Origin of the sequence: Paraferrimonas sp. SM1919 (genome assembly GCF_010993985.1) — a bacterium.
Lineage (GTDB): Bacteria > Pseudomonadota > Gammaproteobacteria > Enterobacterales > Shewanellaceae > SM1919.
The window spans coordinates 14,948-40,797 of the sequence record NZ_WINH01000003.1; the positions used below are offsets into that span (position 1 = coordinate 14,948).

General features: G+C 42.6%; 22 protein-coding genes and 1 tRNA gene. 9 read left to right on the forward strand and 14 right to left on the reverse strand.

Annotated features, from left to right (window positions below; genetic code table 11):
- The gene (gene zwf / locus GFB48_RS02265) at positions 1 to 1,473 is read right to left on the reverse strand and encodes a glucose-6-phosphate dehydrogenase (protein WP_163930728.1); all 1,473 of its coding nucleotides are present in this window, start codon (positions 1,471 to 1,473) and stop codon (positions 1 to 3) included.
- Between the two features lie 299 nt (positions 1,474 to 1,772).
- On the opposite strand from zwf, the gene GFB48_RS02270 reads away from it, so the two are divergent.
- From GFB48_RS02270 to GFB48_RS02285, 4 genes are all read left to right on the forward strand, one after another.
- Complete coding sequence (locus tag GFB48_RS02270) at positions 1,773 to 2,621, forward strand: MurR/RpiR family transcriptional regulator (RefSeq protein ID WP_163930730.1); 849 nt, start codon at positions 1,773 to 1,775, stop codon at positions 2,619 to 2,621.
- Positions 2,622 to 2,821: 200 nt separating this feature from the next.
- A complete protein-coding gene (pyk, locus tag GFB48_RS02275; RefSeq protein ID WP_163930732.1) occupies positions 2,822 to 4,261 on the forward strand; it encodes a pyruvate kinase in 1,440 nt (479 codons plus the stop codon).
- A gap of 181 nt (positions 4,262 to 4,442) precedes the next feature.
- Positions 4,443 to 5,639, forward strand: a complete 1,197-nt coding sequence (locus GFB48_RS02280) for an MFS transporter (RefSeq protein ID WP_205597663.1) — start codon at positions 4,443 to 4,445, stop codon at positions 5,637 to 5,639.
- A gap of 317 nt (positions 5,640 to 5,956) precedes the next feature.
- Entirely contained in the window at positions 5,957 to 6,622 is a 666-nt protein-coding gene (locus GFB48_RS02285) for a glutathione S-transferase (protein WP_163930736.1), read from the forward strand.
- Between the two features lie 320 nt (positions 6,623 to 6,942).
- Here GFB48_RS02285 and GFB48_RS02290 read toward each other — a convergent pair.
- The 6 genes from GFB48_RS02290 to GFB48_RS02315 all read right to left on the reverse strand — a co-directional run bounded on the left by GFB48_RS02290 (position 6,943) and on the right by GFB48_RS02315 (position 13,347).
- Positions 6,943 to 7,029 (reverse strand) — tRNA-Leu (locus tag GFB48_RS02290).
- 163 nt (positions 7,030 to 7,192) lie between these two features.
- Entirely contained in the window at positions 7,193 to 9,733 is a 2,541-nt protein-coding gene (pepN, locus tag GFB48_RS02295) for an aminopeptidase N (protein WP_163930738.1), read from the reverse strand.
- 64 nt (positions 9,734 to 9,797) lie between these two features.
- Positions 9,798 to 11,846 carry a carboxy terminal-processing peptidase gene (prc, locus tag GFB48_RS02300; RefSeq protein WP_163930740.1) on the reverse strand — a complete coding sequence of 683 codons (2,049 nt, stop codon included), beginning with the start codon at positions 11,844 to 11,846 and terminating at the stop codon, positions 9,798 to 9,800.
- A 28-nt stretch (positions 11,847 to 11,874) separates the two neighbouring features.
- Entirely contained in the window at positions 11,875 to 12,498 is a 624-nt protein-coding gene (gene proQ / locus GFB48_RS02305) for an RNA chaperone ProQ (protein WP_163931033.1), read from the reverse strand.
- A gap of 14 nt (positions 12,499 to 12,512) precedes the next feature.
- A complete protein-coding gene (locus GFB48_RS02310; RefSeq protein WP_163930742.1) occupies positions 12,513 to 12,797 on the reverse strand; it encodes a hypothetical protein in 285 nt (94 codons plus the stop codon).
- 85 nt (positions 12,798 to 12,882) lie between these two features.
- Positions 12,883 to 13,347 (reverse strand): GAF domain-containing protein, encoded by a 465-nt coding sequence (locus GFB48_RS02315; RefSeq protein ID WP_163930743.1) that lies wholly within the window; start codon positions 13,345 to 13,347, stop codon positions 12,883 to 12,885.
- A gap of 189 nt (positions 13,348 to 13,536) precedes the next feature.
- Here GFB48_RS02315 and GFB48_RS02320 point away from each other — a divergent pair, with 189 nt between their 5' ends.
- The 5 genes from GFB48_RS02320 to GFB48_RS02340 all read left to right on the forward strand — a co-directional run bounded on the left by GFB48_RS02320 (position 13,537) and on the right by GFB48_RS02340 (position 18,639).
- Positions 13,537 to 14,178, forward strand: a complete 642-nt coding sequence (locus GFB48_RS02320; RefSeq protein WP_163930745.1) for a paraquat-inducible protein A — start codon at positions 13,537 to 13,539, stop codon at positions 14,176 to 14,178.
- Between the two features lie 4 nt (positions 14,179 to 14,182).
- Entirely contained in the window at positions 14,183 to 14,767 is a 585-nt protein-coding gene (locus GFB48_RS02325; RefSeq protein WP_163931035.1) for a paraquat-inducible protein A, read from the forward strand.
- Positions 14,757 to 17,363, forward strand: a complete 2,607-nt coding sequence (locus GFB48_RS02330) for an MlaD family protein (protein ID WP_163930747.1) — start codon at positions 14,757 to 14,759, stop codon at positions 17,361 to 17,363. Before GFB48_RS02325 ends, GFB48_RS02330 begins: the two co-directional genes overlap by 11 nt.
- A 222-nt stretch (positions 17,364 to 17,585) precedes the next feature.
- Positions 17,586 to 17,732, forward strand: a complete 147-nt coding sequence (locus tag GFB48_RS02335) for a hypothetical protein (RefSeq protein ID WP_163930748.1) — start codon at positions 17,586 to 17,588, stop codon at positions 17,730 to 17,732.
- 739 nt (positions 17,733 to 18,471) lie between these two features.
- Entirely contained in the window at positions 18,472 to 18,639 is a 168-nt protein-coding gene (locus GFB48_RS02340) for a hypothetical protein (protein WP_163930750.1), read from the forward strand.
- 248 nt (positions 18,640 to 18,887) lie between these two features.
- Here GFB48_RS02340 and GFB48_RS02345 read toward each other — a convergent pair whose 3' ends face one another.
- From GFB48_RS02345 to recR, 7 genes are all read right to left on the reverse strand, one after another.
- Positions 18,888 to 20,114, reverse strand: coding sequence for a nucleoside recognition domain-containing protein (locus GFB48_RS02345; RefSeq protein ID WP_163930752.1), 1,227 nt, complete (start codon positions 20,112 to 20,114; stop codon positions 18,888 to 18,890).
- A 9-nt stretch (positions 20,115 to 20,123) separates the two neighbouring features.
- The gene (locus GFB48_RS02350; protein WP_163930754.1) at positions 20,124 to 20,537 is read right to left on the reverse strand and encodes a GNAT family N-acetyltransferase; all 414 of its coding nucleotides are present in this window, start codon (positions 20,535 to 20,537) and stop codon (positions 20,124 to 20,126) included.
- A 27-nt stretch (positions 20,538 to 20,564) separates the two neighbouring features.
- Positions 20,565 to 21,347, reverse strand: coding sequence for a bifunctional 2-polyprenyl-6-hydroxyphenol methylase/3-demethylubiquinol 3-O-methyltransferase UbiG (locus GFB48_RS02355; protein ID WP_163930756.1), 783 nt, complete (start codon positions 21,345 to 21,347; stop codon positions 20,565 to 20,567).
- Positions 21,348 to 21,404: 57 nt separating this feature from the next.
- The gene (gene adk, locus GFB48_RS02360) at positions 21,405 to 22,049 is read right to left on the reverse strand and encodes an adenylate kinase (RefSeq protein WP_163930758.1); all 645 of its coding nucleotides are present in this window, start codon (positions 22,047 to 22,049) and stop codon (positions 21,405 to 21,407) included.
- A gap of 117 nt (positions 22,050 to 22,166) precedes the next feature.
- The gene (locus GFB48_RS02365) at positions 22,167 to 23,009 is read right to left on the reverse strand and encodes a tetratricopeptide repeat protein (RefSeq protein ID WP_163930759.1); all 843 of its coding nucleotides are present in this window, start codon (positions 23,007 to 23,009) and stop codon (positions 22,167 to 22,169) included.
- Positions 23,010 to 23,104: 95 nt separating this feature from the next.
- The gene (htpG, locus tag GFB48_RS02370; protein ID WP_163930761.1) at positions 23,105 to 25,018 is read right to left on the reverse strand and encodes a molecular chaperone HtpG; all 1,914 of its coding nucleotides are present in this window, start codon (positions 25,016 to 25,018) and stop codon (positions 23,105 to 23,107) included.
- 120 nt (positions 25,019 to 25,138) lie between these two features.
- A complete protein-coding gene (gene recR / locus GFB48_RS02375) occupies positions 25,139 to 25,738 on the reverse strand; it encodes a recombination mediator RecR (RefSeq protein ID WP_163930763.1) in 600 nt (199 codons plus the stop codon).
- Between the last annotated feature and the right edge of the window lie 112 nt (positions 25,739 to 25,850).

The window sequence follows — 25,850 nt, forward strand, 5'->3', positions numbered from 1 at the left end:
TTATTCATCCCAAGAACGACCATCTTTAGTGATCAGAGCCACCGAAGATACTGGCCCCCATGAACCCGCAGGATAACCTTTAGGCTGCTCCCCTGATTGCTCCCATGCTTGCATAATGCCATCAACCCATTTCCACGCTTCTTCGACTTCGTCACGACGCACAAACAAGGACTGATTACCCAACATGGTTTCTAAAATCAAACGCTCATAAGCATCTGCAATACGTTGCTCTTTGAAAGTATCAGAAAAGCTTAAGTCAAGTTTAGTGGTTTGTAGGCGAGTTGCTTCGGATAAACCAGGGACTTTATTAAGCATTTGAATATCGACACCTTCATGGGGCTGGAGGCGAATAGTCAACTTATTGGCAGGAAGCTTTTGGTAGCTTTCTTTATATAAATTATGTGGTGGGTTTTTAAAGTAAACCACAATCTCAGAACTTTTCGCAGGCATACGCTTGCCTGAGCGCAGATAAAAAGGTACCCCAGCCCAACGCCAGTTATCAATATCCACCTTTATCGCAACAAAGCTTTCGGTATTCGATAAGGTATTTGCACCCTCTTCTTCTAGATAACCTGGGACTTGCACGCCCTTTAAGTAACCAGAGGTATATTGACCACGTACTGTGTTGTCCTGCACATTGGTTTGGTCAATACGTCTTAAAGATTTAAGAACTTTTACTTTTTCATCACGGATAGAATCAGAATTAAGATTCACCGGAGGATCCATGGCCACTAATGTGAGAATTTGCAGTAAATGGTTTTGGATCATATCGCGCATTTGACCGGCTTGGTCAAAATAACCCCAGCGACCTTCAATACCGACTTCTTCGGCTACCGAAATTTGTACATGGTCAATGGTACGGTTATCCCACTTGGAAGAGAAAAGTGAATTTGCAAAGCGTAGTGCAATTAAGTTTTGGACGGTTTCTTTACCAAGGTAGTGGTCAATACGGTAGATTTGTTCTTCTTTGAAATACTGAGCAACTTGGTCGTTAATGACTTTAGATGACTCTAAATCGTGACCAATCGGTTTCTCTAAGACGACACGAGTATCTTCTAAAATCAGCCCTGCTTTATCTAATCCCTCACAAATACTGCCAAAGATAGATGGTGGCGTGGCAAAGTAGTTAACCATGACGTTATTCGGGTTAAGTACTTTTTTAAAGTTAACGTAATCCTCAGTCTTGGCAAAATCTAATTCGGTAAACAAACAGCGATCAATAAATCTTTGAGTCGTTGTTTGGCAAAGCTCATCACTTTTAACAAAAGTCTGTAAAGAATCGGCAACGACTTGTTTATATTCTTCTAGAGATAAAGCATGTCTAGATACGCCGACTATTTTCGTTTCTTCAGCGAGCAGCTCTGCTTTATCAAGTTGGTATAGGGCTGGTATCAGCTTCCTTGTTGCTAAATCCCCTTGAGTGCCAAATAACACAAAATCACATGCATTAGAGGAATTATTTTGAGTACCCATGGATTATATTCTCCAATATTTCTTTTTTAGCGGGACACAAATGCCTTTTGTTGTAATATAACAACAAAAATTGCGAAATGCACTGGCTTATTTTCAATTAAAATGAATTAATTTGATCAAAAACCAATAAAATTTTCTGGTAAATTTACATTACTGAAAGTACAGTAGTGAATATTTCAAATAATTTAAGCTCTTTATTATAGAGTATATGACATAGATCATGAATGAGCGTATAGCCTCTATTGTTGCACACTAGAGTTGAAGTTACCTCCTTATAAGTATAAAAACTGGTAGTATTAATGAACACACTAGAAAAAATACATAATAACTTATCTTTGTTTAGTAAGTCGGAAAGGAAAGTTGCAGAGGTAATCCTGACATCGCCTCAAACTGCGATTCATTCAAGTATCGCCGCCCTAGCTAAACTTGCTGATGTAAGTGAGCCCACCGTCAATCGTTTTTGTCGACGCCTTGATACCAAAGGCTTTCCGGATTTCAAGTTACACTTAGCACAAAGCTTAGCTAACGGTACACCGTATGTAAGTAGACATGTTGAGGAGGATGATGATTCCGACTCCTATACCTCTAAAATATTTGAGTCTACCATGGCTGCTTTAGACAGTGCCCGCCAATCCCTTGATACCAATGCTATCAACAGAGCGGTCGATATGCTAACCCAAGCCCGTACGATCAGTTTCTTTGGCCTTGGCGCTTCTGCAGCGGTAGCCCATGACGCTCAGAACAAGTTCTTCCGCTTTAACGTTCCTGTGTCTTGCTTTGATGATGTATTAATGCAACGTATAAGCTGCATTAACTCTAATGAAGGCGACGTCGTGGTACTGATTTCCCACACTGGCCGCACTAAATCTATGATAGACATGGCCCGTATGGCCAGGGAAAACGGCGCCCAAGTCATTGGTATTACCGCCCGCCACTCGCCACTTTCAGTTGAATGTACCTTGCCTGTAACAATGGAAGTACCTGAAGATACAGACCTTTATCTGCCAATGGCGTCACGCCTAGCCCAACTGGTAGTGATCGATGTGTTAGCAACGGGCTTTACCCTACGCCGTGGTCCTCGTTTCCGTGATTCTTTAAAGCGTGTCAAAGAAGTTTTAAAGGAATCGAGAGTAAATAAAGAGCTTTAAAGCAATTTTTTGTTCTAGGATATAAGGCAGATCAAGATTTTGATCTGCCTTTATTGGTTGGGCAGAAAATAAATCCTATAAAGTTTTACTTTATCCAGTTTTAAATCATTATTTCGTAATTTTACTACATTTTTTGTATCGGTATCTGTTAGAATTAGGTCAATTTAAAGATTCACACAGATACAGTGATGGAGTTGAGCATGTTCCGCAGAACTAAAATCGTAACCACCCTTGGACCAGCAACCGACCGTGATGATAATCTTAAAAAGATTATTCAAGCAGGAGCGAATGTTGTTCGTATGAATTTTTCACACGGTTCCGCAGAAGATCACATCGCCCGTGCTGAGCAGGTTAGAAAAATCGCCAAAGAATTAGGTGTCCACGTCGGTATACTTGGCGATCTACAAGGGCCTAAAATCCGTGTATCGACTTTCAAAGATAATCAAAAAGTTCAATTAGAGCTTGGTGCTGCATTTACCCTAGATGCCGACTTAGCTAAAGGTGAAGGTGACGTTAACCAAGTAGGTCTTGATTATAAAGAGCTACCAAAAGACGTTAAGGTTGGCGACATCCTAATGCTTGACGATGGTCGAGTGCAGCTACAAGTCACTGGCATTGAAGGCGTCAAAGTATTCACTAAGGTCACCGTTGCTGGGCCATTAAGTAACAATAAAGGCATTAACCTCAAAGGTGGTGGCCTGTCAGCTGCCGCACTGACTGACAAAGATAAAGCTGATATTGTTACTGCAGCTAAAATCGGCGTTGATTTCCTAGCGGTATCTTTCCCACGTTCAGGGGAAGACCTTCATTACGCCCGCCGTCTAGCCAAAGAAGCTGGCCTTGAAGCACAAATTGTTTCTAAAGTTGAGCGCGCTGAAACAGTAAACTCTGATGAAGCCCTAGACGATATTGTATTGGCTTCAGATGTTGTTATGGTTGCCCGTGGTGATCTTGGGGTTGAAATTGGCGATCCTGAGCTAGTAGGCGTTCAAAAGAAACTTATCGCTCGTTGTCGTCAACTTGATCGCCCAGTGATCACTGCTACCCAAATGATGGAATCAATGATCACTTCACCTATGCCTACTCGTGCAGAAGTCATGGACGTTGCTAACGCCGTACTTGATGGCACTGATGCGGTAATGCTTTCTGCAGAAACTGCGGCTGGTGACTTCCCATTTGAAACCGTGACAGCAATGGCTAATGTTTGTTTAGGTGCAGAACGACACCCTAGCACACAAACGTCAAAGCACCGCTTAGAAAATACTTTCAGCAATCCAGAAGAAACCATTGCATTCTCTGCTATGTATGCGGCTAACCACCTAGAAAACGTGAAAGCGATTATCGCGCTAACGGAATCCGGTCATACCCCATTACTGATGTCGCGTATTTCTTCAGGTTTACCTATCTATGCAATGTCACGCCATACTTCAAGCCTTAATAAAATGGCCATTTACCGTGGTGTACAACCGGTTGAATTTGATACTACTACCATCGCCGCAGAAGAAGTTGCTAAAGTGGCTTCTGATACATTAAGAGATTTGGGTTACCTACAATCTGGTGATTTGGTTATCATGACTAAAGGTGATGTGATGGAAACCATTGGTGGTACCAATACACTAAAAGTAATTAAAGTCGCTTGATCCAGCATTGACTGATTGATTTCAAGGCAGCTTAGGCTGCCTTTTTTGTTTTGCTATTTTACTATTAGTAAAGCTAATCCTAATTCTAAGAAAATATTCTCAATTGCAGTGCATATTTCACTTTGCACAATACAGTGTTGCAAGTATCATTGCGCCACTTATTTGTGATGTACTACAAGAAATGACAAAGCATTCTAATACTATTTTTGTTTTACAAATGATCCTTATGGTTGGGATTGGCCAAATGGCACAAACCATGTTCGTACCAGCATTAACGGAAATATCTTCAAGCTTAAACAGCGATCCTGAGGCGATGCAAGGGATCATGGCCTGGTATCTTATTCCCTATGGGCTATTTCAATTTATCTACGGCCCCTTGTCTGACCGTTTAGGTCGAAAAATTCCATTACTATCTGGATTAGTTTTATTTTTTATTGGTGCTCAAGTAGCCTACTATGCCAACAGCATTGAACAGCTTTACCTAGGTTCATTTATTCAAGGTGCCGGTACCGCTGCTGCTGGCGCCCTAGCCCGCTCAATCCCTAGGGATTTATATAACGGTAAAAAGCTGCTAGAGATGAACTCTATCGTGTCTATGGCAATTTTATTTTCACCATTAGTTGCACCAATCATAGGTGGCTACATTGTTGGTTACTCAAGCTGGCAAGATATTTATCTAGTACTGAGCATACTATCAATCATAGTCATTGGCGTACTTGCATTGACTTTCCCAGAGCCTTTAACCAAAGAACGGCGTAACTTTCAGCCAGTGTTGCAAAGCTACAAGCATGTATTATCAAACAAAGTGTTTGTGATCTTTATGGTTTCACTAGTGGCAACCCTAAGTGGTGTGGCAGCATTTGAGGCTGTGGCAGGTATCTTATACGGTAATACCTTTGGTTTAAGCCCGTTAATGATTTCGGTGCTATTTGTCTTGCCTATTCCTGGTTATCTATTAGGGGCGTATTACGCGGCTAAGTTAACCTCACAAAAGAAAGTATTACAGCTTGGGGTATTCTCCTTAGGCCTAGGGGCATTAATTATATTGGTACCAAGTTTATTCGGTCATAACATTGTTGCCACGGTAGTGCTTGGGTCGGTGTTGTTCTTTGCCGGTGCCGGAGCATTATTTCCAACCCTAACATCCCTTGCACTGCAACCCTTTCCAAAGCATGCAGGCGTTGCCGGCGCATTATTGGGCGGTGTACAGAACCTGTTAGCCGGTATGGCCACTTTGGTGATGAGCTGGATACCACTACAGGGGCAGTTAAATATTGGCGTTTTCTTAAGTTTTGCCACGCTTGTAGTTTGGGGCTTGTTAATGAGTTTAGAAGAACATCATGTTGAAATGCCTGAAGGCGAAGAAAGCTTAAGCTAGGGCGTGTTGGCCTTTGCTGTTTAATTAAAAGAATAAGGCGGCGCGATTGACGTGTGGTTGTTCCACACCGATGAGCGCCAACGTATTAGAAATGGCTAACAAACGCTGTCCGCAGGATGCGTTTAAAGGTCAAGCTATCTGCGTTACTCTCATTTTACATAGAACAACTATGCTTCAATTCGAGTGCCTTGCTATCTTGCCCTTTAATTCGCACATAAAGTAAACATGAAAGGTCAACACGCCCTTCACTTGCTTTGTTTTTAATTGAAAGCCAGTAAAATAGATTTACTGGCTTTTTTGTATAAGAAAATAAACATATGACTCAACCAACCCTGCCCTTACTGTATTCGTTCCGTCGCTGCCCCTATGCCATGCGTGCCCGCCTTGGCTTGTACCTAGCTGGAATAGATGTTGAACTAAGGGAAATCGAACTTAAAGCCAAGCCCGAGCATATGCTTGAGCTCAATCCTGTTGGAACCGTCCCTACCCTGCAGTTTAGCGATGGCCAAGTCAATAGTGAGTCTTTAGAGATCATGATTTACGCCTTAGAACAGGCACAATCAAATCTATTAGATAATCTGGAGGCTTCTCTAGAGTTAATCAGCATTAACGATGGCCCTTTTAAAAAGTCCCTTGATGGCTACAAGTACCCGCAACGTAACCTTGATAAAACCGAACAACAACATCGTCAAGACGCCCTAGAGTTCGCCCTGTTACTGAACTCAAAACTAACTAATGGCCCCTATTTACAGGGTACAAAAGCGTCATTGGCTGACTTTGCTATTGCGCCATTTATTCGCCAGTTCGCCCATGTCGACAGAGCCTGGTTTGATGGCTTAGACCTTAAACCACTGCAAACCTGGCTTGAACAATTCAAACAAAGTGAAGCGTTTTTAAAAGTGATGCCCAAATTCGAGCCCTACCTCAAAAATGGCAAGCGTTATTCGCTTCTTACGGGTGAAGAGATAACGGATAACGGATAACAGAATCGAGTTACGAGAGCGGCTTCACCTGCGAGAACACTACTTGGTAGCTCGAGTCTAGTACGCCATTGCTTGGCTTTAATCTGCACGGCTAAAGCCTACGGGACGCTGGAATAAAAAATGAAGAAAGTCGAATGTACAATGTCGAAAGCCCATTTGCGTTCGACTTTCTCCGTTTGACCATCGACGTTATTCTACTAAAGGCGAAGCCGTACCAAAGGAACGAAGTTACGTGCTAAAGCTTCGAAGAAGCGTGCTCGAATATGCGCTTCGCGCATACAAAAAAGCCTGCTCAAAGAGCAGGCTTTTTTGTTTTTGTATGGTGCCCAGGGCCGGACTTGAACCGGCACGCGGAAACCCGCGAGGGATTTTAAATCCCTTGTGTCTACCAATTTCACCACCCGGGCAGGGTCAGTAAGGTTTCCCTTGAAGACGCTGGCTATTTTACTGATAAACGTTTTTGAGTCAACAAAAAAACCTAGCCAAGACAACCGTTTGAACAGCTTTTATACAGAAGCAATAAAAGCCGTTCATTATTGCCGAATTACTGCATCATTATTGTTGCTATCACTATTGTTCAAGGGCCTTAGACACTTTCTCTTGTAAGTCTTTAGCAAGTTCAGGCAATTCCGCAATACGCTCTAATTGTGACACCATCATCTGCTGGCGCTTAGCATCAAAACGTTTGAACTGGGTAAGCGGGGTAATAATTCGCGCCGCCACCTGTGGGTTAATAGTGTTTAGCTCGATAATGGTATCGGTTAATAGCTTATACCCTGCCCCATCTATACGGTGGAACTGCGCCATGTTTTGCATAGCAAAACTGCCAATTAGGCTGCGTACGCGGTTCGGGTTATCAATACTAAAGGCGCTATGGTTACGAAGCTGACCAATGAGCTCAATCACCGCGCCAGTACCTAGATTCGCCTGCAGAGCAAACCATTTATCCATAACCAATGGTACATCCTGCCATTTTTCACCAAAGTCCGCTAACAAGGCTTGGTAGAACTTAGCCTCTAAATTAGTTGAGGCTTGCAGTGCTGCTAGGGTATCGGTCATTAACTGGGAAGACTGATACTGGGCAGTGATCAGATCCGCTGCGCCCTCATAACAGAAACTCAGGTAATCTAAACATAGGTTTTTCAGGGCCCGGGCGCCAATGCCATCTACTGACAGTAAACCTTGGTAATTGGCTAACCAAGCAGATTGCAATTGCTGAGCTAACTCGTTCTTGAGCCATTTACGGGTGCTAACCAAGGCATCCACATCAACCACATCCATGGCTTCACTTAAAATAGACAGCGCTGGCAGCGTTAATACTTCCGCTTTGAAATGGTCGTCTAGCTCTGATGTTAATACCTGCTCAAGGGCGCTAACTAAGCCTTGATCTAGCACTTTAACTTCGCCTAGATTGCTTAAAATAGCCGTAGTCATCAGCGATTGTGCGGCATCCCAACGGCTAAACTCATTGGCACTATGGGCTAATAGGGTTTGTTTTTCAGCAAGTGTCTGCTCAAAGTTAACTTTTACTGGTGCACTAAACTCATTAAATAAGCTAGCAACTGGCTGTGCTTTAAGGCCATCAAAGCTAAAGCTTTGCTTAACTTCTGTTAGCTCTAATAAGCCAGACTCTACGGATTCACCCGTTTCAGATAACAGCTCAAAACTAACTGGAATAAGCATTGGTTCTTTAGCCGATTTATCCGCGGTGGCTGGGGTCGATTGGCTAAAGTGTAATTGGTATTGACCTGTAGTCGCATCAAAACTTTGTTCAACGTCAACCACTGGCGTACCCGCTTGGTTATACCAACGTCTAAATTGGCTGAAGTCACGGCCACTGGCATCGGCCATAGCATCGACAAAATCATCACAGGTTACCGCCTGACCATCAAAACGTTCGAAGTACAGTTTCATACCCGCTTGGAAAGCTTGCTCGCCAATTAGGGTATGGATCATACGGATCACCTCTGCGCCTTTGTTGTAAACCGTTACCGTGTAGAAGTTATTCATTTCTAGCACTGATTGCGGGCGAATTGGGTGCGCCATAGGGCCTGCATCTTCAGCAAACTGAGCACTGCGCATGACCTTAACGGCATTAATACGTTGTACGGCCCGTGAATTTAAGTCAGAGCTAAATTCCTGATCCCTAAATACCGTTAAGCCCTCTTTTAAGCTGAGTTGGAACCAGTCACGACAAGTCACACGGTTACCGGTCCAGTTATGGAAGTATTCGTGGCCGATAACCGATTCAATCCCATCAAAGTCATCATCGGTGGCTGAGGCTTTATCCGCTAACACATATTTAGTGTTAAAGATGTTTAGGCCCTTATTTTCCATAGCGCCCATGTTAAAAAAGTCCACCGCAACAATCATGTAAATGTCGAGATCGTACTCTAAGTCGAAACGCTCTTCATCCCACTTCATCGATTTTTGCAGCGACACCATAGCGTGCGCAGCTTTATGTAAATTACCCTTATCAACAAAAACTTGTAATTTAACTTCACGGCCGCTACGGGTAACAAACTTATCTTCAAGTAAGTCATAGTCACCGGCAACCAATGCAAATAGGTAGCTCGGTTTTGGGAAAGGATCTTGCCAGCAGGCAAAGTGACGGTCGTTATCAAGCTCACCTTGTTCGATTAAGTTACCGTTACTTAATAGGTATGGGAACCCAGCTTTAGGTGCCTCTACGCGGACAGTGTACTTAGCCAGTACATCTGGGCGGTCCATAAAATAAGTAATGCGTCTAAAACCTTCGGCTTCACACTGGGTACAGTAGCTGCCATCACTCATGTACAGCCCCTCTAGTAAGGTATTTGCTAGGGGATCAATCTCAGTTTCAATAACTAATTCAGCTTCATCTTGATCACAGCTAAAACGTAACGAATGATCATCTAAGCTGGGCTCAATAATATTTCCGTCTAAAGTAATACTCAGTAATTTTAAAGCGCTACCATCAAGCTCAACGGTAGTAGCATACTCATTCAAGCGCTTTATTTTTGACTTAGCAGTTACCTGTGTTTTATTAGGGTGCAAGTTAAAGTTTAACTCGATGTCAGTAATGGTAAAGTTTGGCGAAGTATAATCTTTTAAATGCTTTTCTTGAGACATACGTCTTCATCCTTTTAAAATGAAAAAAGGCCAGATAACTGGCCTTTTTGATATTATTTATTTGTTACTTTTTTGCATAAAGCTGTGAATTGGCCATTTCAATCGTCAAATTGATCGCCTCATCTAAATAGGCATCGTCGGCTTCAAAATCTTCAGGGGCACTTTCTAAATCTTTAACAGGATCAAGGCCCTTTGCTTGCAGGCGTTCATTCAAACGCTTAAGTGCCAATGCATCGTCTTGTTGTTGCTCTTGTTGACGGATACTGAGTTCTAAACTGACTGCTTTTTCAGCTTTATTTTCCTTGTAACGGGCAATGTCATCCAAGATATAACCGATTTCTTTACTCTGTTGCATACGCGTTTGGTGGTTCGGCAACAAGCTTTCAATTAACTGCAAATTGACATCATCAACCCGACTAAAGCGTGATTCCGGTATTTTATCCCATGGCAATGGATTGTCTTCATCCGCTTCACCAAATTCACCAGGCTCAAAAGGCGATGGTAGTTTAATATCCGGTGTGACACCTTTGAGTTGGGTTGAGCCACCATTAATTCGATAAAATTTGGCCATGGTATATTGCACCGAACCAATAGGTTTAACGAAACTCTTGAACCACTGATCAGTTTGTACCGTTAAATTCATATGCCTTTGCACTGTACCTTTGCCAAAGGTGTCTTCTCCGACAATCAAAGCCCTGCCATAATCCTGCAGTGCTGCTGCAAGGATCTCTGATGCCGAAGCACTGTAACGGTCAACCAACACGGTTAATGGGCCATCATAAGCGGAAGAGCCACTATTATCTCTGTGTTGTAAAATCCGTTCGTTACTGTCTCTGACTTGTACCACCGGCCCCTGATCAATAAATAGTCCAGTGACGTTAATGGCTTCTCTTAAGTCGCCACCACCGTTGCTTCTTAGATCAAGTACTACACCGGCAATGTCTTGGCCTTCAAAATTAGCTAACTCTTTAGCAATATCTTCAGACAATTTATGATAAAAACTTGGTATTTCAATCACACCAACTTTTAGATCTTTATAAATCCCAGCTTTAGGTTGGATGATCTTACCTTTGGCGGCACTATCAACAAGACGAATTTTGTCTCGTACAATTGCCAACTCAAAAGATTGCGCCTTGGCACCGCCTTTCTTAGGTAAAATCTCAAGGGTAACTACTGTACCTTTAGGCCCTTTAATCAAATCGACAACATCATCTAAGCGCCAGCCAATGACGTCTGTAAACTCTTTTTCGTCTTCTTGCTTAATACCGATTATGCGGTCATCTGGTGCAAGCTGATCACTTTTTTCAGCTGGACCACCAGGTACTAACGAACGAATAACTGTATAATCATCACGCATAAACAGAGAAGCACCAATACCTTCTAGAGAAAGGCTCATTTGTTGCTTAAACCGCTCAGCGTTGCGTGGAGATAGATAACTAGTGTGGGGTTCAATGGTACGAGCGAATGCGTTCATAAGGGATTGGAACACATCTTCTGAATTTGTCTGAGTGAGGCGCTTAATGGCATTATTATAGCGCTTGCCTAACAGCTCTTTAACTTCTTCCCAGCTTTTGCCGGTTAAAGTTAAGTTTAGGGCTTCATTTTTGATTCTTTGACGCCATAGCTCGTCAAGCTCTGCTTCCGTTTTGGCATACTCGCTATTTTCACGATCAAACTGATAAACATCACCTTTGAGGTCAAAATTCATCGGCTGCTCGAGTAATTTTAACGCATAAGCCAATCGTTGATAGCGCTTCTGGGCGACATAATTATAAAAATCATAAGCCGGTTGCAGCTTGCCTGATCGCAGCATGTCATCGAATTGGTATTTATAAGGTTCTAAGCGTGCAATATCTGATGCCGTTAAAATCGTCTTATTAAAGTCCAATTGTTTAATAAATCTATCTTTAACTTGCTCTGAAAAGCTGTCGTCAAAGCTAAATCTATGATAGTGGGAGCGGCGAAACTTTACCGTTATACGCGAAGCTGAGGTAGCGTGCTGCTCTTCCTGAGTCAACACTGGTAGTTCATCAATACTTAACTTTGGTTCAATTGCCCAAGTTAAGGAACTGCTAATTAAAAGTGCTAGCGCTAACGCCAAAGTTTTCTTCATAAACCTACTCCCTGATCCTTAATGGGGTTTAAAGCTGGATATGATCCAGTTTTACTTTTACTGTAAGGCCTGTGTCAAGTTGAACATTCACTTCATCCTTAACAAAATCAACCACATGACCTGGAACTGCAGCTTGTCCTAGCTTCACTTTCACTCTTTGATTAGTTGAAAGTTCTGAAAGGGCTTTTGGCACTACAACAGGTTTAGCTGGTGCATTCTTAGCTGCAGGCTTGGCTTTATCTGAACGAGGTGCACGTTTAGGTGTCGCCTTAGCTTTACGCTCTTTATTTTGCTTAGCACGTTGCTCATCACGCTTGGCTTTGGCTTTATCCTGACCTTCTTTTAAGCTTGTTTGAGCGTGCTCAACGTGTTCAGCATCAATCTCACCACATGGATTACCATCTAAATCAACACGTTGAACACCTGCTTTAACACCACGAAGGTAACGCCAACTTGAGGTATAACGGCGAATAGCTTGACGCAATTGAGTCTTGCTGACTTTAGGGTCGTCTGCTAAACGCTCTGCCAACTCTTGGAATAGACCAATTTTAAGTGGCTTAGTTTCACCTTCTGCAATAAAACAGTTAGGAAATTGTTGAGTTAAATATGTGATAACCTGATTTACATCGGTCAACTTTTCGGTTGATTCCATCATTAATTCCATGTTTAGAGTTCATCATCTTCTTGCTGTTGCTGGCTTAGCAACCAGGCAGCAAAAACTTCGATCTCTTCATCTTCTAAACTAACTAGGTCTGAGTTATATTGCCAAAAGCCCCAGACCGCCAATAAGGTTTGCTCTAACTTTTCAATGGCGATGTCTTCATCGGCCAAAGAATATATACAATGATATATACGATTTAAGTTATCTGCTACAAGTTGTTCATCTCCTTCCCAGTCGCCTACTTCATCGGCTGACACTAAGAAGTCTTGAATATATACTAGCTCTTTCATAATCCCCTCAGGATTGTAGAGAGACAGGCATTATACCTAGCTACAAAAAAATTGTGCCACTAAAGCGTGCACTTTTGCTGGTATTTTACTCAGTTAAGACCTTTTTTAAGATTTCTACCACGTTTTTTAAGCCTTTTTCATCCTCTTCCGTAAAGCGGTTAAGGCTTGGACTATCAATATCTAAAACCCCAAACACTTTATTATCAAGGATTATAGGTAAAACCATCTCTGAATTTGAAGCGCTATCGCAGGCAATATGACCTTCGAATTGATGCACGTCAGCAACCCTTTGGATCTGGCCAGTACTGGCAGCAACACCGCATACTCCACGACCAAAAGGAATGCGTGTACAAGCCACTTTGCCTTGAAATGGCCCCAGAACCAACTGCTGATCAATATTTAAATAAAAGCCCACCCAATTGATGTCTGCTAAATGTTCATTTAATAAAGCCGATAAATTGGCCAGTTGAGCAATTTGATTAGATTCAGACTCTAAAAGTGCTTCAGCCTGTAAAGCAATAATACGGTATTGTTCTTGAATATTTGTCATGGATTTTCTTAATTGTTATTGATTAGTACTGCAATGCACCAAAACAGAGTATGACAATTGCCCCGAAAGGGGTAAAATTGTCAAAAAACAGCCAAACACTGCTCTTACCATTATGATTTTGTTAGCAAATAGCATTTATTTTCAAGCTATAATATCAAATTATAAATTATTAGTACTACAGAGAACACATTGAAATCACCTACTAGGGAAAAATTATTACTCTGTCGCCATTGTGACAAAGTACTTAATTGGCCGACATTAAAACCCAAACAAAGGGCCATTTGTCCTAGATGCCATTCCTCTGTGTTACATTACCCTATTAGTTCACTAAGCGGTCTTGGCAGTCTAGCATGGGCAGCGTTATTTATTTTCTTCCCTGCCAATTTACTGCCTATTTTAGAAATACACTTTTTTGGCAGTATTAGATTAACCACAATTACCGGTGCCGCCCTCGAAGTTTGGCATCAGGGTTTTTGGTTAGTAGCGATAGCCGTTATCTGTTCGGCTGTTGTGGCGCCTTTGTTGTTGATTGTTAGCGTCATTATTCAAGTCCAAATATTAAAACAAGATAGCATCCGCTGTAACCAAGCAGATTTTTTAAGACGACTGTTTAAATGGCATAAACTACTCACCCAATTAACAATGTTAGAAATTTATTTGATTAGCTTTCTCGTTTCCGTATTTAAGCTATCTGATTTTGCCGATGTTCATTTTGGATACGGCACCTTAAGTTTCGGTTTGTTGTTTATATTTGTACTCTATATGCAAAGGGAATATTCAACAGAAGCAATGTGGCAAGAATTTGAGAAGCGAGTCGACTGTGAAGCATAACTTAATGATGTGTAATAATTGCCATTTGACTAACGTCGCCCAATGGACTCACTGTCGCAGATGTAAAGAGCCTTTATTTAGCCGTAAACCGAACTCTATTTTAAAAAGTTGGGCATACCTTTTAACCGCGTTTATCCTGTTGTTCCCCGCTAATCTTTATCCAATTAGCCAACTCACTAAACAAGGAGTAATAACCTACGACACCATTTTTTCAGGAATAATGTCGTTGGTTGATAATGAATTGATCGCTATTGCTATCATTGTTTTTACCGCCAGCATTTTAGTACCTTGGCTTAAAATTATCGGCTTGTTTGTGATTTTGCTGACGATTTCGTTAAACATGCCCCTCAGTAAACAAAAACTTCATTTTTCATACAGAGTAATTGAATGGATAGGTCGATGGTCTATGCTCGATTTATTTGTTATCTCTATCGTAGTAGCATTGGTGAATATGGGACAACTGCTGGATGCTAAACCGGCCCCTGCCGCGACTGCATTTGCTGCAGTTATTCTATTCACGCAGTTAGCTGCAAAAGCATTAGACACACGACTATTATGGGATCAACTGGAACAACAACATGACCGCTGAAGACGCTACCATTAGAAAACAAAAAATGCTTTCTCCAGTATGGATTCTTCCTGTACTGGCTCTATTTTTGGTTGCCTGGCTAGGCTTCAAAAACTATCAGCAACGAGGCGCTACGATTACGATTGCTTTTCCAAGTGCTGCAGGTATGGAAGTTGGTAAAACCTTAGTTAAATATCAAGGCCTCAATGTTGGTAAAGTCACTTATATTGACATTGCTGATGATTTAAAAGGCGTCGAAGTGTCCGTTGAAATTGACTATCGAGCCAAGGATCTATTAACAGAAGGCAGTAAATTTTGGCTAGTCGCCCCCAAAGCCAGTATCACTGGTGTTGAAGGCTTAGATGCCCTGTTCTCAGGTAATTATATCAGCTTATTACCCGGCGAAGGCCGCAGTCAATCAGAGTTTATCGCTGAAGAGCAAGCGCCACTATTGCAACAGGGCGAAAATGGTCTGAATTTTGTTATTAACACCGACAGTTTAGGAAGTTTAAAAGAAGGTTCGCCAATTTATTTCAAACAGATCCCTGTTGGCAGCATTTTAAATTACCAGTTAACCAAACAAAATCAGGTGACTATTTCGGCCTTTATTGAAGAACAATATGCATACTTGGTCAACGCCAATAGCCGTTTTTGGAACGTCAGTGGCATTACTGCGAAAGCAAATCTAAATGGTATTAGCCTACAAACGGAATCTTTAGCCAGTATTCTGGCCGGCGGTATCGCCTTTTCCAGCCCTAGTCAAGGGGAGTCGATTAAAGATGGCCACAGTTTTAAACTCTATAAGGATCAAGATCAAGCCAATGTTGGCCGCACTCTAACATTTACTGCCGAGCATCCCCATGGGCTAAGTACTGGTGCAGCTATCATATACCGCCAACTTAATATCGGTGAAGTCAGTGAAATAACGCTGCTGGATGAAGGCGTTGAGATCCTAGTCGATATCTATAAACCATATGATTCCCTTCTAAAAATAGACAGTCAATTTTGGATTGCTGGTGCCGAGGTTTCTCTTGCTGGCAGTAAAAACTTGAGCAGACTGATCACTGGGCCAGCTATTGAGTTTTTACCCTCAGAGCGCGAACAAATTGGCCATGATTTCACCTTATTAACCCAGGCCCCTAAAACCCATTTGGGCCAACTGTATCAATTTAGCGCTGCAGAAGATTTTGGGTTAACCCAGGGTGCAATTATCACCCATAAAGACTTCACCATTGGCGAAATTACCCAAGTAAAATTAGCTGATGACTTTAATTCAGTTGAGTTCACCGCAGAAATTTATCCAGAATTCAGCAAATTAATTACACCTAATAGTTACTTTGTACATCGCCCCATGATGCAGCTTGATGCGAGTTTAGATGGCGTAAACGTTAACAGTGGCGCAATAAGTTCGGCGTTAACAGGACAAATCCAAGTAGTTAATGATGACACTAAAGGCAAACTTGCCCTCTATAAAGATCAACAACAAGCCCATTACCAAAGGCAATTAGCCGATTACAGCAAAGTTATTCTACAAACCTCTGAGCTCAACGGTGTCAGTCCACAGCAAATTGTCAGCTACAAAGGAATGGAAATCGGTTTTGTTGATAACACAAATTGGAATTCTGAACAGGACCACTTCACGATTACGATTAAAATTAATCCCAATTACCAAAATTTACTTAATGGTAAGCAAATTTTTTGGCAACAAGCCGCGCTAGATGTTGAGGCCGGTGTTTCAGGCTTGAAAATTAAGGTTGCCCCTTTGCAACAAGCCATCAAAGGCGGCATTGTGCTCAGCCATCTCGAACCTGAGAGTAGCCTAGCTGCAAATGACATCCTTTATGTCAATGAGCAAGATGCAAGAGCCCAAGCCAAATATGTTAAGGTGACGTTCCCTACCAAGTCCACCTTAACTAAGGGTGCTGCGGTTAAATATCTTGGACAAAAAATTGGCCATATCAGTGAATTAACCATGTCAGCTGACCTTCAACAACTGAATGCAACCTTAGCCTTGTATCAGCCTTATGCGCAACATTTTAGTAAACAGGGCACCCAATTTTATCAGGTTAGTGCGGAATTAGGTGCCGCCAAAATTGCTAACTTAGAAACTTTAGTGAGTGGCAGTTATATCGCCAGTTTACCGGGTGCTGGTGCCGAACAGAATCAATTTATTGGTACATTACTCAGCCCCAACATCCAACCTAGTAATGGCCTAAATCTGGTGTTAACGAGGACAAGTATGCCATCGTTAAAAGTTGGATCGGGGCTATTTTTCCGTGGTGTTAAAATTGGTGAAGTGACTCAATTACAATTAGCGGCTAACGCACAGCAAGTCGAAATCCATGTTAATATTGGCAGTCAGTGGCAACATCTGGTGAATCAGTCGAGTCAGTTTTGGGATTTATCTGGCATTGAAATCGACTTTGGCATTTTCTCAGGCACCAAGGTAGATGCGGGCTCTATAGAGACCTTACTATCAGGGGGAATCGGCGTGGTAACCGAGCTTAGTAATGACGAGTCTGCTGCCCTTAGTGCAGGGGCTGAACTGCCCATGCATAAGTCTCCCGAGCCGGACTGGTTAGAGTGGCAACCTAAGTTGATGCCTAGAGACAAATAGAAAGACAAATAGTAAGACAAATAAACACACAAAAATGGCAGCGACGATCAACCGATCCTCGCTGCCATTTTTATTTTATTCCGAGACAACTTGCGCCGAATATGACTATTGATAATAGCCTTGAGCTAACCGTTCACTAAAATTTATTGCTAAAGAAGTTGGAAAAAAGAAGATTAAATGCTACGAGATCGTTCAATAACCAACCTACCCCAAGGAGCAAGCATGAAGGTCATTATCGTAGGCTACACTAAAGACGGCGTACCTATTAAAAAAGCTGTGGAATCTTTTTGGGATAAGTATGTATTTACGACATACACCTATGCGGCAGCGATTATCACCCTTACAATTCTAGGCTTACTTTCATTATAGTAAAAAGCCCCGCTATATCCGCCCTGGGATCAACCCAAGCTTTAAACCCTGTCTTGATTTCATCCAAAGTCATACCCTGATCCATTAATCGCTGCGAGACTTCATGCACATGTTGTAAGTTTACGGAGTTTGTAAAAAAGCCCTCGCGCCATTTTTGGAAATCTTGCAACCTTGCTTGAACATTATTAAAGGCAATCTCTAAAAAGCTGAAATTGACAAAAAACAAGATTAAATGTTATAACATCGAGTAATTAATAATCAGTCGAGGGCTGAAAAATGAAAATCGTTACAGTAGGCCATACAGAAAACGGCACCCCAATAACAAAACTGGTTGAGTCATTTTGGGATAAGTATGTATTTACAATATCTAATGCGTGGTTAAGTCTTATCGCCTATTTTGCATATTTGATTTATGTAGCACTTACTTCTTAACAAAGAATCCCCGCTAAATTAGCGGGGATTTTTGTTTTAGGCCGCTATATCCGCCCTGTGGTCAACCCAAGCTTTAAACCCTGTCTTGATTTCATCCAGAGTCATACCCTGATCCATTAATCGCTGCGCGACTTCATGCACACTTTGTAAGCTTACAAAACTTGTATAGTAACCCTCGCGCCACTTTTGAAAATCTTGCAGCCTCGCTTGAACATTATTAAAGGCAACCTCTAAAAAGCTGAAATTGACAAAAAGAAGATTAAACGTTATAAAATTGAATAATTAATAAGCAATCAAGGGGTGTAAAATGAAAATTGTTACAGTAGGTCACACAACAAACGGCACCCCAATCACAAAATTGGTTGAGTCATTTTGGGATAAATATGTATTTACAACATTTAATGCGTGGTTAACGATTATCCTTGTTTTAGTGTTTGTGCTTTTCCTTCTGATTTCCGCCTTAATCTTTGATTAACAAGAAGACCCGCTATTTAGGCGGGGCTTCTATTTAACCGTTCAATGGCAATTTCATTTTAAGGACTTTTGCCACATTCATTTTTCCTAACAAAGGGGCTTCCCATTCAATACCTACCTTGCCCTCCAAAACATTTAATCCATACAAAGTTAACCCTATCTCGCGAGAATGAGCCTCATCAAACTAAAATTGTTCAAAAAGTTCTAACTTTGAGACAAATGAGTTGCGGCTTTTGAGCTAATTAAAACTTATCCATAAAACCAATAAGCTAAGCCAATGGCGGCAGTTATACCACCAACATCGGCCAGTAATCCACACCAGAGCGCATGACCGGCATTTTTCAGTCTTACCGCCCCTAAATACACCGCAATAACATATAAAGTGGTTTCTGTGCTGCCTTGGAACAGGGCAGCTAATCTGGCTTGGAAAGAATCCACCCCATAGGTGTGCATCGTTTCTAACATCATCGCCCTTGCCCCTGAGCCGCTAAAGGGCTTCATTAATGCCGTTGGCATGGCATCAATAAAGCGTAAGTCACCGCCCAATAGCAGCACCACAAACCCAAGCGCATCCAATAAATAATCCAGCGCGCCGGAGCCCCTTAATGCACCGATTGCGATTAACATAGCAACCAAGTAAGGAATTAAGGTTATGGCCTGTTTAAATCCCCCTTGAGCCCCCTCAATAAAGACCTCATAAATGGCGAGTTTTTTTACTGTGGCAAATAAAATAAAGCCAAAGACCAATGCCAATACTGCACCATTACCGGTTAAGGTAGACACCTGTTGTAATTGCTCGCTGGCAAGGTTAGCCAAAGACACCACAATTAGCGCCAGTACCGATAAAAAGCCCACTAACGGCAATAACAACCGCCACTGTAACAGGTTGATCCTTTGCACAATTGATACTGCAATCAAGCCCACTAAGGTTGAAGCACAGGTGGCCAGCACAATAGGCACAAACACCTCAGCAGGGTTTGGTGCGCCCTGTTGCGCCCTAAATAAAAAGACAGTGATAGGAATAAGCGTCACCGAAGAGCTGTTTAATACTAAAAACAGCATTTGCGCTGGACTGGCATTCACATCAGAGGGGTTATGCACCTGCAAGTCTTGCATGGCTTTAATGCCCAAAGGAGTGGCGGCGTTATCTAACCCAAACACATTTGCCATTAGATTCATGGTGACACTGCCAAAGGCTTTGTCACCCCGCGGTATCGTTGGCATTAATGGGGCCAATATCGGCTCGAGTATTTTGGCAAAGATCTGCACTAAACCGGATTTTTCCGCCAGCGCCATCAACCCCATCCATAAGGTAAGAATACCCACTAAGCCAATGGCAATTTCAGCAGACAATTTGGCCATAGAAAATAAACTGTCTACCACGTCGCCTAAAACGGCGCTATTACCGGCAAACAGCTGCAAGCCAATGGCCACAAAGCTGACAATCCAAAGACCTGCCCAAAAACGGTTTAACACAGCGCTTCCTTATAATGGTTTACTAAAACTGAGCTTAGCATCTTCAAAGCCCGTTTGCTTATAGCCATTTCGCTCGAGTAATTTCAGCATGTTAGGGTATTTAAACATAGATTTTACAGTAAGATGGCGATAGCCCTGCGCCCTCGCCCAAGTTTGCTGTTGCTCTAACAAGCTTTGCGCTACTCCCACTTTCCGCATACTCGGGATAACGCCCCCTAACCAACTGTAAAAGGTGTCCGCGCTTTGCTGATAGCCAAGTTTATAGCCGACTGGCTGATTTTCCACATAAGCCACCAAACATAAAAAAGGCCTCCGTTGCAATCGCTGCTGCAAATGTACCAGGCTGATAGCACGGTCGAATTCTGGGATCTGCTGATGCACTTTGATGGCATCTTCTAATGGAGCAGGTTTTATAGTAAACATAATAACGGCTGTGGTTGAAGATTAAAATTATAGTTTGGTCGCGGTAATGGCATACACCAAGGGCACTAACTGGCCATTATGAAGCCATTGGTAATGAATATCGTCATCACTCTTGCTGACTTCCTCAAAGCATGGATAGGGACTTAATGGCGACTCTAGCAGGCTATCAATGGTTAACCCTGCGCTCGCTAAGGCTGAAATCACATCGGCGATAGTGTGGCTCCACACTTGGGTTTGTGCCTTAAAGTCGCCGCTGTTTTCGGTGTAAGTGCCTTCAACTTCAAGATCGCCGCTAGTTTGGTGGAAATAACTGTAGCCCTGCAATAAATCTACTATCGGATGAAATTCAACAAACACCAAGCGGCCACCTGCTTTTAATTGTTTCGCGACACCCCGGGCCCAGCGATGAATATCTGGCAACCAACAAATCGTGCCATAACTGGCATACACCACATCAAATTGCTGATCATTGCTATCAAAGTAGCTAAATATATCTTGGCAAATAAATTGCGTGTTTAAGCCAAGTTTAATCGCTAAATCTTTAGCCGCATTAATGGCATTATCAGCAATATCTACCCCTGTCACTTGCGCCCCAAGTTGCTGCATCGATAACGAGTCTTGACCAAAATGACACTGCAGGTGCAATACGGATTTAGCGGTGAGTTCACCAAGTAAGTTAAGTTCAAGGGCATTAAGGGAGTTTTTAGACTTTAGGAAGGCGTCAACATCGTAAAAGGATGAGGTCAAATGCAGCTCAGTACGGGCGTTCCAAGCGGCTTTATTGATTTGTTTATAATCCTTTATTTCCATTGCTAATAGTCCTTTAGATACAAAAAAGCCCGCATTAAGCGGGCTCTTATTTAGCGTTTAGCCTAGAAGTGCTTTCACTTCAGTGCTAACGTCAGCCACTAATTTAGTGCCGTCTAGCTTGTGGTACTGGGTTGCACCGTTTGCCGCTTCAGCCGTGTAGTAATCTACTAGTGGTTTAGTTTGCTCATGGTAAATACCTAGACGCTTACGAACGGTAGTTTCTTCGTCGTCTGGGCGGATCACTAGATCTTCACCAGTCACGTCATCTTTACCTTCTTCTTTTGGTGGGTTGTAAACCACGTGGTAAACACGACCAGAACCTGGGTGTACGCGACGGCCGCCCATACGCTCTACGATGTTTTCGTCTGGCACGTCGATTTCGATTACGTGATCAACATCGATGCCATTCTCTTTCATAGCGTCAGCTTGTGGAATCGTGCGTGGGAAACCGTCTAATAGGAAACCTTTGGCACAGTCATCTTGAGCAATACGCTCTTTTACTAGACCGATGATTAGCTCATCAGAAACCAGTTGACCAGCGTCCATCACTTTTTTCGCTTCAAGACCTAGTTCAGTACCCGCTTTAATCGCAGCACGTAGCATGTCACCAGTAGAGATTTGTGGAATGCCGTATTGCTCCATAATGAATTGAGCTTGAGTACCTTTACCGGCGCCTGGAGCACCTAAAAGAATAATGCGCATTAACTGTTCCTCATTCGCATTGAATAAAATTTTGTAATTGGATCTTCGCATAACCGCACGTTTTTTTAAAGCGATATGCTGTAATTCACTAGGGTTATGCTTCAAAATTTAGAAAATTTAGTATAAAAGGCTATATAACCCACGACGATATTTTGCTGCTAGAGGATCGCCCTGTCCTAACGCCGATAAAATATCCATGAGTGATTTACGAACCTCGCCATTGCCTGCCGCTAAGTCTTTTTTAAGGACACAAAGTAAATGCTCTAGCGCCTCTTCATTACGACCAGCACCATGCAGGGCCACGGCTAATTCCACCAGCGCCGTCATATTTTCAGGTTCGGCTTCCACTGTGGCGAATAATTGTCGAATTTCAGGGCTATCGGCCGCTTCTAAGGCGAGTTGGTATTTAGACTTTAAGGTGTCGTATTCGCCATCTTGGTCTTCTAAACGAATGCTGGCAATGATCTCGCCTGCATCAGCATTTTGCTTATTATCCAACAGTGCATGGGCATAGGCTTTGGCCACAATGGCCGAAGGCTCCAAGGTGTATGCTTGGTGTAACACCTTTACTGCCTCACTGGCTTTGCCTTCACTTAATAACACCACACCTTGCTCAAATAGCATGTCAACTTCACTTGGCAAGTGGGGCTTGAGTGCTTGTTCGAGCTCGCTATCGGATTTCATGCCGCTAAAAGCATCAACGGGTTGGCCCTCTTTTAAGATAATAACCGTAGGTACGCCTTGAATGCGGAAATACTGCACAATTTGCGGTTGAGCATCACAGTCTACATGGGCCAAAGTAAAGTTGCCCATACGGCTATTAATGGTTTGCAGCTGCCCTAACATCTGCATAGATTCTGGCGCTTGGCTCGAAGTAAAACAGAACACTAAAGGTTGCTGCATAGAGGTATCAACTACCTGTTGGATATTCTCTACGGTAACGCTCACCATGTTTGTCATTGTTTTGTAATTCCTTAGACTAATAGCAGTAAATTATAGCTATCAAAAAAGGCAGGGAGAGCCCTGCCCTGAGGTTACTAAAGTTTATACTTTAATTAATTCGCTAATTCTAACCATAGTTTATTAAGCTGACTAATAAAAGTTGAAGGATCTTCTAAAGAGCCGCGTTCAGATAGTTGCGCTTGCGATAACAGCAGTTGTGCCCAATTGTTAAAACGCTCTAGGTCTTGTTCAGCATCAAGCTTAATCACTATAGGATGCTCTGGGTTAATTTCAAAGACACCTTTCATTTCTGGTACCTGTTGACCCGCCGCCTGCATAAGTTTGATCATTTGCGACGACATTTCATCATCGGCTGCAACTAAACACGCTGGCGAATCCGTCAGACGAGTCGTGATACGTACATCTTTTACTTTATCTCCTAAACTGTCTTTTAGACGTTTAATAAGAGCCTCAGATTCTGCTTCAAGTTTCTGCTGTTGCTCTTTTTCTTGTTTGTCTTCAAGTTCACCTAAATCTAAATCTCCGCGATTAACAGCCACCAGCTGCTTACCCTCAAACTCGGTTAGGTATCCCATCATCCACTCATCAATGCGCTCAGACATCAACAGTACTTCCACACCTTTCTTTTTCAGCACTTCTAGGTATGGACTGTTTTTAGCGGCAGAGAAGCTGTCCGCGCAGATGTAGTAAATCTTATCTTGGCCTTCAACCATACGAGCAATGTAGTCCTCTAAGGATACATTTTCATCGCTGTTGTCGTTATGGGTCGAAGCAAAGCGCAACAGTTTGGCCACTTTGTCTTTGTTGGCCATGTCCTCGGCTGGGCCTTCTTTTAATACTTGACCGAACTCTTTCCAGAACTCTAAGTATTTTTCAGGCTCATTGCTCGCAAGGCCAGAAAGCATGCTTAGGGCGCGCTTAGTAATGCCCTGACGCATTTTTTGAGTGACCTTAGTATCTTGTAGAATTTCGCGAGATACGTTCAGTGGTAAGTCACTTGAGTCTAATAGCCCTTTTACAAATCGTAGGTAGTTTGGTAGGAACGCTTGCGCATCGTCCATAATAAACACACGCTGTACATAAAGCTTTAAACCATGCTTAAATTCACGGTTAAATAAATCCCACGGCGCTTTGGTTGGTAGGTATAGTAACGAAGTGTACTCAAGGTTACCCTCTACGCGGTTGTGGCTCCATTTAAGGGGATCGCTGAAATCATGGCTAATATGCTTATAAAACTCTTTATACTCTTCGTCAGTGACTTCTGTTTTCGAGCGCGTCCATAATGCCTTGGCTTGGTTAACCGCAGACCATTGACCATCGGTTGCTGGAATAACCGTACCGTCTTCTTCGGTCTTTTCTGGGGTACCTTCTTCAAAAAACTCAACCGGTACACTGATATGATCAGAGTACTTAGTCACAATAGAGCGCAAACGGAAAGTATCGGCAAACTCTTGCTCATCTTCACGCAAGTGCAAAGTAATTTCAGTACCACGGTCGGCTTTTTCAATGTTATCAAGGGTGAAGCTGCCTTCCCCTTCAGACTCCCATAGCACCGCTTGGTCGGCTGCTAGACCAGCAGCGCGGGTACGAACGGTCACTTTATCAGCAACAATAAAGGCCGAGTAAAAGCCCACACCAAATTGGCCGATTAACTGCGAATCTTTAGCCTGATCACCACTTAAGTTCTTGAAGAACTCAGCCGTACCCGACTTAGCAATGGTACCAAGATGATTAATCACATCATCACGGCTCATACCAATACCGTTATCGCTAATGGTCACCGTACCCGCTTCTTTGTCTGCACTAATGCGCACACGCAAATTACCGTCACCTTCAAAAAGTGTGTTATCAGACAACGCTTTGTAACGAAGCTTATCTGCTGCATCGGCGGCATTAGAAACTAATTCACGCAGGAAAATTTCTTTGTTTGAATATAAAGAATGGATCATTAGTTGAAGCAGTTGCTTCACTTCAGTTTGAAAACCATGTACTTCTGGCTGAGACATGTCTCACTCCCTTAATGTGTCTAACAAGATGTGTCTTTTACTATCACATACATAAGACTGCTTTTTGAGTTTTCAAGGGAGTAAATTAAAATTTTATCGTATTTGTTTAAAAACCAACCTTTACAAGGTTTGACGGCCACTGAATGACAAAGCCAAAGTCGTACCATCAACGTACTCTAATTCACCGCCTACTGGTACGCCGTGGGCAATGCGACTCACGGTGACATCATAGGACTTAGCCAGCTCTGCAATATAATGGGCGGTGGCCTCACCTTCTACGGTTGGGTTGGTCGCTAAAATCAACTCTTCAACATCGTCTGATTCACATAATCTGGCTAGCGCATCTAAACCAAGTTCATCCGGGCCAATGCCGTCTAGTGGTGACAGTTTGCCTAGCAACACAAAGTAACGGCCATCGTATTGACCAGCAGATTCAATCGCCAACATATCCGCAGGGGATTCAACCACGCAGACTAAACCATTTTGAGCTCGTTTTGGGTTGGCACAAATATGGCAGGTTTGCTCTTCAGTAAAAGTACGGCAAGTGTCGCAATGGGCGACATCACGCATAGCCTCAGCCAAGGCTGTGGCTAATTTCATGCCACCACTACGCTGACGCTCAAGCAATTGAAACGCCATACGTTGGGCAGATTTAGGGCCGACACCCGGCAAGACTTTAAGGGAGCTGATTAACTCATCAACCAGAGGGCTAAATTTCATGGGATCATCTATCAATAACAGTAATATTAATAGGCTAACATAGCATCAATCTTGGCAAAAGCCTTTGCTTTTATTCACTCATTAACGCTTAACTAATTGCTGTTAATTTAAG

Excerpts from the sequence above, each read along its gene's own strand:
- zwf (WP_163930728.1), bottom strand. The coding sequence starts at position 1,473 with ATGGGTACTCAAAATAATTCCTCTAATGCATGTGATTTTGTGTTATTT.
- GFB48_RS02270 (WP_163930730.1), top strand. The coding sequence starts at position 1,773 with ATGAACACACTAGAAAAAATACATAATAACTTATCTTTGTTTAGTAAG.
- pyk (WP_163930732.1), top strand. The coding sequence starts at position 2,822 with ATGTTCCGCAGAACTAAAATCGTAACCACCCTTGGACCAGCAACCGAC.
- GFB48_RS02280 (WP_205597663.1), top strand. The coding sequence starts at position 4,443 with ATGACAAAGCATTCTAATACTATTTTTGTTTTACAAATGATCCTTATG.
- GFB48_RS02285 (WP_163930736.1), top strand. The coding sequence starts at position 5,957 with ATGACTCAACCAACCCTGCCCTTACTGTATTCGTTCCGTCGCTGCCCC.
- pepN (WP_163930738.1), bottom strand. The coding sequence starts at position 9,733 with ATGTCTCAAGAAAAGCATTTAAAAGATTATACTTCGCCAAACTTTACC.
- prc (WP_163930740.1), bottom strand. The coding sequence starts at position 11,846 with ATGAAGAAAACTTTGGCGTTAGCGCTAGCACTTTTAATTAGCAGTTCC.
- proQ (WP_163931033.1), bottom strand. The coding sequence starts at position 12,498 with ATGGAATCAACCGAAAAGTTGACCGATGTAAATCAGGTTATCACATAT.
- GFB48_RS02310 (WP_163930742.1), bottom strand. The coding sequence starts at position 12,797 with ATGAAAGAGCTAGTATATATTCAAGACTTCTTAGTGTCAGCCGATGAA.
- GFB48_RS02315 (WP_163930743.1), bottom strand. The coding sequence starts at position 13,347 with ATGACAAATATTCAAGAACAATACCGTATTATTGCTTTACAGGCTGAA.
- GFB48_RS02325 (WP_163931035.1), top strand. The coding sequence starts at position 14,183 with ATGATGTGTAATAATTGCCATTTGACTAACGTCGCCCAATGGACTCAC.
- GFB48_RS02330 (WP_163930747.1), top strand. The coding sequence starts at position 14,757 with ATGACCGCTGAAGACGCTACCATTAGAAAACAAAAAATGCTTTCTCCA.
- GFB48_RS02335 (WP_163930748.1), top strand. The coding sequence starts at position 17,586 with ATGAAGGTCATTATCGTAGGCTACACTAAAGACGGCGTACCTATTAAA.
- GFB48_RS02340 (WP_163930750.1), top strand. The coding sequence starts at position 18,472 with ATGAAAATTGTTACAGTAGGTCACACAACAAACGGCACCCCAATCACA.
- GFB48_RS02350 (WP_163930754.1), bottom strand. The coding sequence starts at position 20,537 with ATGTTTACTATAAAACCTGCTCCATTAGAAGATGCCATCAAAGTGCAT.
- GFB48_RS02355 (WP_163930756.1), bottom strand. The coding sequence starts at position 21,347 with ATGGAAATAAAGGATTATAAACAAATCAATAAAGCCGCTTGGAACGCC.
- adk (WP_163930758.1), bottom strand. The coding sequence starts at position 22,049 with ATGCGCATTATTCTTTTAGGTGCTCCAGGCGCCGGTAAAGGTACTCAA.
- GFB48_RS02365 (WP_163930759.1), bottom strand. The coding sequence starts at position 23,009 with ATGACAAACATGGTGAGCGTTACCGTAGAGAATATCCAACAGGTAGTT.
- htpG (WP_163930761.1), bottom strand. The coding sequence starts at position 25,018 with ATGTCTCAGCCAGAAGTACATGGTTTTCAAACTGAAGTGAAGCAACTG.
- recR (WP_163930763.1), bottom strand. The coding sequence starts at position 25,738 with ATGAAATTTAGCCCTCTGGTTGATGAGTTAATCAGCTCCCTTAAAGTC.